The sequence below is a fragment of the Oscillatoria sp. CS-180 genome (genome assembly GCF_028330965.1).
Lineage (GTDB): Bacteria > Cyanobacteriota > Cyanobacteriia > Phormidesmidales > Phormidesmidaceae > Halomicronema.
On sequence record NZ_JAQMUB010000093.1, the window covers coordinates 35,057 to 47,098 of the forward strand.

Consider the following 12,042-nt stretch of genomic DNA (forward strand, 5'->3'; position numbering starts at 1 on the left):
CAATATTGCAAATTTTGCAATGTTTGTCCCTTAATACGTAGGAGGCCTCTGCTAAAAGAAACTCTCAGTATTTGTGAGGAGCTTCATCGTAACTTTACACATGAGCAGGGCCACACGAAAAAAAGGTATGGTAGCATCTATTGAGCAGACTAATGAGATTCAATCTCAATATTACCTCATTAACTCAACTGTTTTTGATGTTTTCGATACCTCTTCGTTCCATTAGCTAAGATATCTGCCGAAGCGAGCAGCTTGTACTTTTTGACACCTGCATGCTTCTTTTTTTTGGCTAATAGTCGAAGTACTTAAGGCAATCTCGGGTTTCCATTCACAACCAGATCTAAACGATTTTCGAATTATCTCTTCGGTCTCCATCACACATTATTGACATTATTGAGGACTCAATTTAATGCTTTTGACTTCATCAACATTTGCTGATGTTAGGGATGATCGTGTTCCTAAGCAAGCTTTCGTAATTCTCGATGCCAGAGTCAATGATTTGCCTGCACTGCTAGCCGACCTGCATTCAACGAACGTGCTAGTGCTTGACTCAGCAATCGATGGCATTGAGCAAATCACCGCAGCATTGGAAGAACATCAAGCCATTTCGAGTTTGCACATTGTATCTCACGGTGCCCCAGGTTCCTTACAGCTAGGCAATACACAGCTTACTCTTGAAAATTTGGCTCAGTATGCAGAGCAGTTGCAGACCTGGGCCACCGTTCTTCACGGTCAGGATGTTCTGCTATACGGTTGTCAGGTTGCTAGAGGTGCGATGGGCCATCTCTTTTTGCAGCAGTTGCACCAGTTTACCGGCGCAAACATTGCGGCTTCAAGCGATCGTGTCGGTCGCGTTGGCTCAGAGCGCAACTGGACTTTAGAGGCTCAAGTCGGCACTGTCAACGCTCAGTCCATCTTCTCACCTCAGCTACAGCACAGCTATACAGGACATTTTGAGACTGTTAACTTCAGCACCAACACCGATACGCTGATCGAAAGCGAAGGCACTCTTTACTCCTTTAACTTTGATGTGGATGGAGACATTCCTGAAGGTGGCAGCGTTGTCCGTCTGGAGGGGAGTATTCCTCAAGCGATTAACCAGCTGAACCTCTTTTTGCTGAACTTTAATGGTCTTCAGGGCGGTCTGGATGAGGGCATTATTGACGTTTCCCCTGGACTCGACTTTTCAGCTTTCAATGTCATTATTACTGAACCTACAGCTTCTATTAGCTTGCCTGTGTTCAACGACTTCACAGACGACAGTCCCCAGGAAATCACTTGGACGGTTACCCCAGTTTCAGAGGGCACAACCGTCAATAATGGCTCTGCAACCGTGACCATTTTTGATGATCCCAGCGAGGTATCAACACCATCGCCAGAGGTTAGTATCACCTCCGACATTACAACCCTTGTGGAAGATGAGGGCACACGGGTAACCCTGACGATCAACTTGAGTGAACCACCACCAGCAGGTGGATTGCCCGTCAACATTGGTACTGGAAAGGCTTTTGGCCTAGGAGATTTTGAAGTTTTGCCCCCGCAAGGGACCTTTACAGGAGGTCAGCTCATTCGAGGGTTCCAGGACAATAGCGGTTTTCTCATCGCAATTCAGGAACAGACCGCTACCATTTCCTTTCCTATCTTTGATGACCAAGATCGGACAGAGGATGGCTCAGTCACCGATCCCAATGGCCCGTTGCGTAATGACGATATTGGTGAAGAGCAAACGACCTTTTCAGTCTTGCCTGGTGATGGCTATACGGTTAGCTCTAGCGCAGGAGCGGTGACGCTGACCCTGAGAGATACCAACGTTGTTAACACCCCTCCAGAAGCTGATGACGACAGCTACAACACGACCTTCGATACTCCACTCACAGTGAGTGCAGGGGATGGCGTTCTCAATGGCGATACTGACGCAGATGGAGACTCCCTAACCGCAGAAAATGCCTCTGACCCCAGTGGTGGTAGCGTCAGCTTAAACGCAGACGGCTCTTTCACCTATACGCCTGATGCAGGCTTTACGGGTGACGACACCTTTACCTATACAGTCAGCGACGGCCAGGGCGGCACCGATGAAGGAACCGTGACAATTAGCGTAGCTGGCCCTGTCAACACGGCGCCGGAAGCCGATGATGATAGCTACGAAACCGCTTTTGATACGCCTTTGACGGTGGATGCCGCAGGCGGTGTACTAGTAGGCGATACTGATGCTGACGGAGATGATTTGACAGCGGCGATCGCCACAGATCCCAGCGACGGCAGCGTTAGCTTGAATGCAGATGGTTCTTTCACCTATACACCTGATGCAGGCTTTGCGGGTGACGATACCTTTACCTATACAGTCAGCGACGGCCAGGGCGGCACCGATGAAGGGACTGTCACGGTCAGCGTCGGAACGCCTCCGCCTACAGAGCCAACTGTCAGCATCAGTGCCAGCCCCACTGATTTAGTTGAAGAAGACAACACGGTCACAACTGTAACTTTGAGCCTCAGCGAAGCACCACCAGAGGGAGGCGTCAACGTCACCATTGATAGTGACATTCCAGGCTCCCTAGCTGAATTTGATGTTCAAAACGCTGTCTTCACTGGAGCGCAGCTGGTCAGTGCCAACAGCGACGCAAGTGGCTTTACAATCAACGTCACTGGCGAGTCTGCAACCATTCAACTCCCCGTCTTTGATGACGAAATTGACGAAGGTATTGAAGAAATTACTTACACGTTGCAGGCCGGTGAAGGCTATGAAATTGATGGAAAGGCAGATTCAGTGACGCTTTCCATCGAAGATGACGATGGTATCGACCCGCCTGATAATACGCCTCCCGTTGCCGACGATGACAGCTATACCGTTACGCAAGACACAACGCTATCCGTTGCCGCTGCTGATGGTGTTCTCAATGGCGATACTGATGCTGATGGCGATTCGCTAGTGGCTACTTTTGTTGGAAACCCCAGCAACGGTACTGTTCAATTTGAAGAAGATGGTTCTTTCACATACACGCCTGATGCGGGCTTTGTGGGAACAGACAGCTTCACTTATCAGGCTAGCGATGGTCAGGATACGTCTGAAATCGCCACAGTTTCAATCGCTGTCAAAGAGGATACGGTCGTTGATGAGCCTGTCGTTAGCTTTAGCATCGAGCCTGATGTTGTCAGTGAGGCGGATGGCACTGCTCTAGTCTTTAATTTCAGCGTTGAAGGTGATATTCCCGATGAAGGCATTGAGGTCAGCCTAGAGGGTGATGCGGCTCGTATCTTGCAGGAGTTCACCGCAGCTCAAACTCGCTTTGATGAGAATTTAGAAACGTTCTTCCGCTTTGACCAGGGCGTTGCTGATACCGTTACTGGGGGCGTGCTCGACTTGTTCGCCCTAGACGGAGATCCGTCTAGCGAGGGCTTCCTTAGCAACTTTGTCTTCACTATCACTGAGTCAACTGCCAGTATTACGACTCCAGTGGTCGATGACATTCTGGAAGAAATGGATGAAACCTTCACCTATACTTTGGTTGATGGGGAAGGCTACGCAGTTGATCCCAACGCTAACTCTGACAGCTTCACCGTAACGGATGGTGTACCCGGCGGAGTGGGACCCACCGTCAGCGTCACCGCAACGCCAACTGAACTGTTCGAGTCTGAGCAAACTCGTATCGAAATAACCTTTAAGGTTGATGGAGAAGTGCCACCCGACGGTATTGTGGTCGAGTTTGCCAGTGATGAACCTCGTGCCGTTGCCGAGTTTGATATTAGTGCTTCCAATCCACGTGATCCAGAGGACAAGCTCTCTGTACAGGGGCCTGTCATTACCGGCGGTAACATCGTTGGCACGAACGAAATCGCCAGCGCTCTGGTATTCCGCATCACAGAACCGACTGCAACGCTCAGCGTTGAAGTGTTTGAAAATGATGATGTTGAAGGCTTAGAAACCTTTACGTACAATTTGCTTGACGGTGAAGGGTATGACGTTGATCCAACTGCAAATGAGGTCACAATTACCATCGACGAAGAGCCAGCAGTGGGAGACCCCTTAGTTGTCAGTTTCACAGCATCCCAAACCGTCCTCAACGAAGAAGAGGAGACCCCTCTCACCTTTAACTTTGAGGCGACAGGTGAGTTTCCTGATGAAGGAATCATACTGAGATTGGACGAAAACTTCTTCGGCTCTGATGACCTTGATTTCAATATCTTCGAAGTTGAAAATTTGGAGTTCGTTGACTTTGAGGAAACGTCCCCAGGACGGTTCACGCTAGACTATCGGTTAACTCAGCCCACTGGATCCATCACAACGGCTGTCTTTAATGACAATGTGGCAGAGGCTGACGAAACTTACACGACCAGCTTGTTGCCTATCCCAGGGGCAAACTACACGCTCGACCCAGATGCTACTACAGTCAGCATTGATATCACTGATGGGGTTGCCGGTACGGGCGGTCCTGTGGTCAGTCTGACAACCGATAAGACAGAGGTTGATGAAGGCGAAATGCTGACCGTCACCCTCAACATTGACGGTGAGATTCCTGAAGGGGGGCTTGAAATTGCGGTTGATAGCGATACTGCTGGTGCATTAGGTGAGTTCATCACCACTGGTGAAGATGGCAGTCCGATTGCAACAGTTACTGGAATAGCCGGATTCCCAGCTCCCAACGAAGATGCAAGCGGATTTATTTTCACCGCTGTTGAAAATACAGTCACTGTCACTACGACAATCTTTGACGATGGTCCTGGTGAAGGTCCAGAAACCTTTGGGTTTAGCGTTTTAGACGGTGAGAATTACGATATCGATCCAGGCACCAGTGAAATCGAGATTACGATTGACGATACCGATGGCGGCATGGTGCCTGATATCGTGGGTACCAACGAGGCAGAAACGCTCGTGGGTACTGATGAGGACAACTTCATCCAAGCGCTAGGCGGCGGCGACACTGTAGCAGGTGGCTTCGGCAACGACATTATCGATGGCGGCGACGGTGATGACGTGTTACGAGGTGATCTCAACTTGCGATCGCCCCAAGATGGCGAGCCTGGGGGCAACGACATCATTTTTGGTGGCGACGGGAACGATCGCATCGGTGGCAAAACAGGGAACGACATTCTCAGCGGCGATGCTGGCGATGACGAAATCTGGGGCGATGCCGGTGACGATATCCTAATGGGCGTGACGGGCAATGACATCCTGGTCGGCGATAACTTCTCTACCGGAAGCGGCAACGATCTGTTTGTCTTTGGCAATGGCGACGGCACCGACACCATCTTGGATTTCCAAGTTGGCTTTGACCGCATTGGTCTAGTAGAGGGCGAACTTGTCTTTGCTGACCTGACAATCACCCAAGATGGCGCTAACACACTGTTGGGCGTCGCGAGTAGCGGCGAAGTTCTGGCCATATTGAACGATGTCCAGGCCTCTGCTTTGGATGAAAGCAGCTTTGCTATCGTTCCCGATGTCTCCAATCCTGAAGAGGCGTTGCAGATTATCTAACGCCTCTTAACCCGGATGAGCTAGTGCCCATCCGGGTTAGCATAAGCCCATGAACAACCTAGCTTGAAACTAAAGAGACCTTAGTGGATATGGGTTCGATGCCTGTCTACTTTTACTTACCTGAACCATTTTGGCGGCACGATCTTCCAAAGGCGATTGGAGGAAACTGGACAGGCTTCATGATTGGGATTTATGCTTGGACCTTACAAAGCTATCTGTGGCTCAAGGATCGATATCCTTGTGAGTTAGTGAACCAGCTACCAGAGCAGGGAATTGTACTGGTTCACAGCAAGGCGTTTAGAGTTCACACTCAACCTGTTCGTCCCCACCCCAAGCGATTATTGATTTGTATGCAGGCTGATGCGCTTCCTTACCCCTATGCACAGCTGAATATCGTGCAGAATCGTCATCAGCCTGGATACTTTCTGCCGCACTGGCCTCAACCAGGGATGATTCCGCGTGATCCTCATCGTGGCGATCGCTTTGAGACGATTGCTTTCTTTGGGCATCAAAAACATCTGACCTTTCTGGGAAGCGACTGGACACAACAGCTGCACGATTTAGGGCTAAACTGGCAACCCCGAGTTAGTCACAATCCCTGGAATAAGAGCGATGGCGTTCATTCCCGCTGGCATGATTACAGTGATGTGGACGCGATCGTAGCTGTGCGGAGTTTTGACTGGCGCCATAGCTGGCGTAGCCATACCTATCGGCGGAAGCCTGCCACTAAGCTCTATAACAGTTGGCTGGCCGGTATTCCTTCAGTTTTGGGAATCGAATCAGCCTATCGAGCCGAGCGTCAAAGTCCACTAGACTACCTAGAAGTTGCTACCCAGACTGATCTCCTAAAAGCTTTGCAACAGCTAAAAGAGAATCGATCGCTGCGGCAAGCAATGGTGCATCAAGGTCACGCTAGGGCGATCGCAGTGCATCCCGAGCGGGTTTGTGAAAAGTGGCTCTCTTTTTTGAAGACCGTCGCTGAACCGGCCTACGAACAGTGGGTAGATCAATCAGCTTGGCAACGATTTATGACCATCAAAAAGACCTGCTTCAGCACAGCACTCAATCATCTGGAATGCCAACTACGTCGGCAGGCTCCCTTGCCATGAAGCTATTCCACTATTTGCGCAAGGATGGCATTGAGAACTTTGGCGATCGCCTCAATCTTTGGCTCTGGCCCAAGCTCATGCCAAATCTCTTCAATCGTCACGATCAGATCACGTTTGTGGGTATTGGAACACTGCTCAACCATCGTTTACCGCAGCGCCTTGATACCGAAAAGGTCGTCATTATGGGCACTGGCGTCGGCTATGGACAGCCCCTGGAATTCCTACCTGAAGGCTGGACTGTCTATTGTGTGAGAGGACCGCTTTCGGCTCGTCATTTAGGTTTGCCCATTGAAAAAGCGATCGCGGATGGAGCAGTACTCCTAGCCCAATGCGTTCAGAGACAGCAAACCAAAAAATTTCCGGTTTCTGTGATGCCTCACATCCATCACGCGGTGGCAGCAGGAGATATTTGGAAAACGATTTGCCAAGCATTGAATTGGGGATATGTCGATCCCCGCTGGCCTGTTGAAACTGTCCTATCCGCGATTGACGGCACAGAGTTGTTGCTTGCCGAAGCGATGCACGGTGCGATCGCTGCGGATGCACTGCGAGTTCCCTGGATGCCAATACAGACCAGTCCACGAATTCTCAACTTTAAATGGCAGGACTGGTGTGCGTCTATTGGTGTCGCCTACAAACCTCAATATTTACCCCCACTATCCCGACAATATCCTCCCTATACCAAAGGCAAACATCCTAGGATCACCATGGCGAACTACTGGCGACGCTGTTGGCAACAGAATCATTTTTCAGGTTATTTGAAAAATGTTGAATCATGTTTACTGAAAATAAGCCGCACTCAGCCCCATTTTCTGAGCAGTTCGGCAAAACTCAATACACTAATCGAGCAGTTGGAAGGGCAGCTAACTCAATTGGAAAGTGATGCTGCAGGTGACTACTTTAAATAGTAAAGCGCTGGCAGAAGCGGCTATTGTCCAAACTAATCCTAGATTTTGTTCGTCAGATGTTTTATTGCTCTCTAGGAATTCAGGAGTCTCCAATAGCGGGTTTGTAAATTTCTCAATCCGACTCCGGCAGGGTGCAAAACTTGCAAATCTTGCAAGTCTATAGCTAGAGTCAACATCCTACCGTTTCCAGTACTCTTGACTGCTTCAAAGTATAGCTATAGCCGTCGCCAATTCCGTCAGGACAAGATAGCGAGCTGTCTTGCTATGGGCCAAGCACCTAGATGCCATTAAGTGCACAAACTAGACGGTTAGGCTATAAAACTTTGCGCTTCCATAGGGTGGGCTATGTAGAGTACTTGCAAACATGGCATCTTCCTGACTCAATCCCACCTTGATTAGTCTGGCTATTGTCTCGACAGTGGTTTAAAAACCAGATTATAAATCAACACGATAGACATTGTTTTTGCTGGAATGCTTTCGATAGTTAAGGAGGCTACATTATGCAAGACCAAAGCTTTATAAGATTAAATGCTGAGCTTAATTTGAATTACTGCTCAAAGATGCTTTCTATTAAAATCCAAAACCCTTTGACACTTCTTGTTATAAACTTCATAAATGAGATATTGTTACTAACCGCAAGTGAGTGTTAAAGTTTATTTTAAGGATTTTGAAAAGTTAATGACTTGGTTGGAAATCGTTTGTTAGTTAGCAGCGATAAATTCCCCATTGGTAGCGTCAATATCAGTGGATCAGCATCGTTCCAATCTTGGGTTAGATGCGTTCAAAATCTTAGGAAATAGAGCCGTTCTGTTCATCTTTCTCAGGTCAGGTTGGGAAATTGCTGGTTTTGTTCTAATAGCTAGATGAGCGATTTGATGATACGGGAAGCTTTTATCCCCATTAATTAGTGAGCAGCTTTAGGGTTTGCTCCTTGAGCAAACAGTCTGCTTTTTGTAGCTCTCTTGATTAGACAGGCGATCGCTTAGAGCAGCGAATTTTCTTGCTTGTAAAACGCTTCCATGAAATCTTTGGAGTATTCATGTGATGGAACATTACCCCACGGTTGTAATTGGTGCTGGGCCAGCAGGTCTTACAGCTGCCTATGAACTTGCTAAAAAGAATGTCCAGTCAATTACGTTTGAACAATCAGATAAGGTTGGTGGAATCGCTCGAACTGAAACCTATAAGGGGTATCGATTTGACATTGGCGGTCATCGCTTCTTCACCAAAGTGACGGAAGTTGAGCAACTGTGGTACGAGGTTCTAGGAGATGAATTCATCAAAGTACCTCGTCTCTCTCGCATTTATTTTGACGGTAAATTTTTCAGCTATCCTCTAGAACCACTCAACACGTTAGGAAATTTGGGTATCTTCAACAGCGTATTCATTTTATTGAGCTATCTCAAGGCAAAACTGAAGCCCAGTACTGAGGAGGACAATTTAGAGCAGTGGGTTATCAATCGTTTTGGTGAGCGTCTATATCGAACCTTCTTCAAAACCTATACAGAAAAGGTTTGGGGCATTCCCTGTACTCAAATCCAAGCGGAGTGGGCAGCTCAGCGGATTAAAGGGTTGTCGCTCAAAAAAGCCGCTACTAATGCATTGTTCGGCACCAACAATACGAAAACGCTGATCAAAGAATTTGATTATCCTTTGCTGGGTCCAGGGATGATGTGGGAACGCTTTCAAACACTTCTGGAAAAGAAAGGTTCGCCCGTAGAAACCGAAACACGAGTTGTCCGAGTCAATCGTTGTGGAACTCGAATTCAAAGCATTGATGTTCAACAAGATGGACGAGAGCGTTCGATCGGCGGAGAGCATTTTGTGTCTAGCATGCCAGTCACGGCTTTAGTTAAACAGCTTGATCCACCGGCTCCAGAGTACGTGCTGGAAGCAGCCCGCAGTCTCAATTATCGAGATTTTCTCATCGTTTCCTTGATTATTGATCAAGATCATCTATTTCCCGATAATTGGCTCTACATTCATAGTCCAGACTTTAAGGTTGGACGTATTCAAAACTTCAAGAACTGGAGTCCGGCTATGGTTCCTGAACCGGGTAAGACCTGTCTAGGTATGGAATATTTTTGTAGTCGCGGTGACACAGTATGGTCCATGCCAGATGATGAGCTAATCAAATTAGCGAGTACTGAGGTTGTCAATTTAGGCTTGGTGGATAGCCTTGATCGAATTGAAGATGGGGTTGTTATCCGTCAGTTAAAAGCTTATCCGGTTTACGACGCTGAATATCGTCAGCATCTTGAGGTGATTCAAACCTTTTTGAGCACTTTTGAAAACCTACAGACAGTCGGTCGCAACGGCATGCACCGCTATAACAACCAAGACCATTCAATGCTGACAGGAATATTGGCGGCTAAGAATATCTTGGGTGAAAACCATAACTTGTGGGATGTCAATACTGAGCGCTCCTATCACGAGGAATTCATGAAACCAGAGCCTAAACCTGCCCAGAAAGAGCTGGAATTGGTGGCTCGCTAAGGTTTTGTAAGCCTACAGCCAACAGTCACTAGAATGTTTGTCTAATCAAGAGATACCCAGTGAGAAAGTCATTTCAGCACGACACTCAAAAAACAGCCAGTCAGCTTTTTCGCTATTTTTTTGTCGGTGGTACTGCAGCTGTTGTTGATATTGCTTTCTTTGCATTTTTCACGAAATTTCTTTCTATAGACTACCGAATTGCTGTAGTATTCTCTTTCTCGCTGGGTGTTTTAACCAACTTCTCTCTATGTAACTGGCTAGTTTTTAGAGGAAAGCTGTCTCCTCTTTGGCTAGTCTTTATAAGGCACTATCTTTCAAGCATTTATGGTCTTTTGGCTAATGAAGTTGTCATGATAACGCTGGTTGAATTACTCCAATTCGAGCGTTTAATTTTAGCGAAAGTAGTAGGCACTGGTATTGCATTTTTCCTTAACTTCGCTATCAAAAAAATCTATGTCTATAACGACGCCTACTACAAGAAATCTTCTAAACACAAAACATCAGTCAAATCTAGGTGGAGAGCTTAAGCATGGGTTACGGTACTGAAGACATCACTATCTTGGCGGGAGGACCCGCAGGTCTGTCCGTTGGTTATTACGCTCGAAAGAACGGGCTTTCATTTACTATCTACGAAGCTAATAATCGGGTCGGCGGTAACTGTGTCACCCTTAAACAGGGTGATTTTCTCTTTGATTCAGGTGCTCACCGTCTTCATGATAAAGATGAAGAGGTGACTGAAGAAGTGAAGAATCTTTTGGGCGATGAACTCCATCGTGTGAGTGCGCCTAGTCAAATCTTCTTTAGGGGTCAATACATCGACTTTCCATTGTCACCGTTAGATTTACTTAAAAAGATTGGGCCATTTGAATTTTCTAGAGCAGGTCTATCCTTCGCCAAGGCTCGCGTGAGCAAATCCGAGTTGGATGGCAGCTTTGAGAGTCTGGCCCTATACCGTTATGGCCGATCGATTTCAGAGAAATTTTTACTGAACTATTCGGAAAAACTGTGGGGTTTACCGTGTAATCAACTTTCTCCTAATATCTCTGGAAAGCGATTGAAAGGCTTAGATCTACGAACTTTTTTGATCGAGGCCACGCTTGGCAAACTGGCTAAGACCCAGCACCTTGACGGCTCATTTTATTACCCGAAGATGGGTTATGGCAGAGTTGTTGAACGAATGGAGGAATTTTGCGGGCCAGAGAACATGCGGCTGAATCACCGCATTAATCGGCTGACGCATAATGGTAGACAAATTCAAGCCGTTGGTGTGGACGGCAGCGATCGCCTCTTTCGCGTCAACCAAGTCGTTAGCACGCTCCCCCTTTCGCTACTCATTCGTAGCCTTGATCCAGCGCCACCAGCAGAAATCTTACGGCTGGCAAATAGCTTGCGCTATCGACATTTACGACTCGTTGCGCTCTTCCTAGATAAACCGTCCATCAATGGCAATGCAACGGTTTATTTTCCCGAAAAAACCTTCCCCTTTACTCGCATCTACGAACCGCGTAATCGCAGTCCATACATGTCTCCTCCAGGCAAAACGTCTCTAGTTGTTGAAATCCCCTGTCATCGAGAAGACGCCATTTGGTCGCTGGATGATTCAGGGCTAGTTAATATGATTACGCAGAAATTGGTTGAGATTGGCTGGATCAGGGCAGATGAGGTGCTCGATTCTTGGTGTGGTCGCTTGAATTTCGCTTACCCAATCCTCGAATTAGGATTTGAAGATAAGGTCTCGGACATTGCGGACTGGCTCAGTCGATTCGACAATCTCAGTCTTTCGGGTAGAAATGGCAAATTTGCTTACACCCACTTACATGACATGATGCGATTTGGCAAAGACATTGTCGAAAAGCAGTTGGCGCTCGTTCCCGTAGCTTAAGATAGCTAGCTTACTGACATTCTCTGTCATCTATAGGACTTACACCGCTACATCTAACATCCCCATACTTGAGGGTTAAAGATCAAAGCCGAATTTTGCACTCCCAAAGCATTGGGTAGCCTAAGGGGCCGTGCGTAAGTCCTCATCCCTTGATCTAGTTCCATAGCATTTGCACAC

At 47.5% G+C, this 12,042-nt stretch carries 6 protein-coding genes; all 6 read left to right on the forward strand.

What is annotated here, in order from left to right:
* Positions 1–409 precede the first annotated feature (409 nt).
* The 6 genes from PN498_RS25305 to PN498_RS25330 all read left to right on the forward strand — a co-directional run bounded on the left by PN498_RS25305 (position 410) and on the right by PN498_RS25330 (position 11,865).
* Entirely contained in the window at positions 410–5,470 is a 5,061-nt protein-coding gene (locus PN498_RS25305; RefSeq protein WP_272066237.1) for an Ig-like domain-containing protein, read from the forward strand.
* A 98-nt stretch (positions 5,471–5,568) separates the two neighbouring features.
* Positions 5,569–6,579 carry a hypothetical protein gene (locus PN498_RS25310; protein WP_272066238.1) on the forward strand — a complete coding sequence of 337 codons (1,011 nt, stop codon included), beginning with the start codon at positions 5,569–5,571 and terminating at the stop codon, positions 6,577–6,579.
* Entirely contained in the window at positions 6,546–7,487 is a 942-nt protein-coding gene (locus PN498_RS25315) for a polysaccharide pyruvyl transferase family protein (RefSeq protein ID WP_272066239.1), read from the forward strand. Before PN498_RS25310 ends, PN498_RS25315 begins: the two co-directional genes overlap by 34 nt.
* A 1,044-nt stretch (positions 7,488–8,531) precedes the next feature.
* Complete coding sequence (locus tag PN498_RS25320; RefSeq protein ID WP_272066240.1) at positions 8,532–9,983, forward strand: NAD(P)/FAD-dependent oxidoreductase; 1,452 nt, start codon at positions 8,532–8,534, stop codon at positions 9,981–9,983.
* 59 nt (positions 9,984–10,042) lie between these two features.
* Positions 10,043–10,510: a GtrA family protein gene (locus PN498_RS25325; protein WP_272066241.1), complete on the forward strand. Its 468-nt coding sequence runs from the start codon at positions 10,043–10,045 to the stop codon at positions 10,508–10,510.
* A 2-nt stretch (positions 10,511–10,512) separates the two neighbouring features.
* Entirely contained in the window at positions 10,513–11,865 is a 1,353-nt protein-coding gene (locus PN498_RS25330) for an FAD-dependent oxidoreductase (protein WP_272066242.1), read from the forward strand.
* The last annotated feature ends 177 nt before the right edge of the window (positions 11,866–12,042 follow it).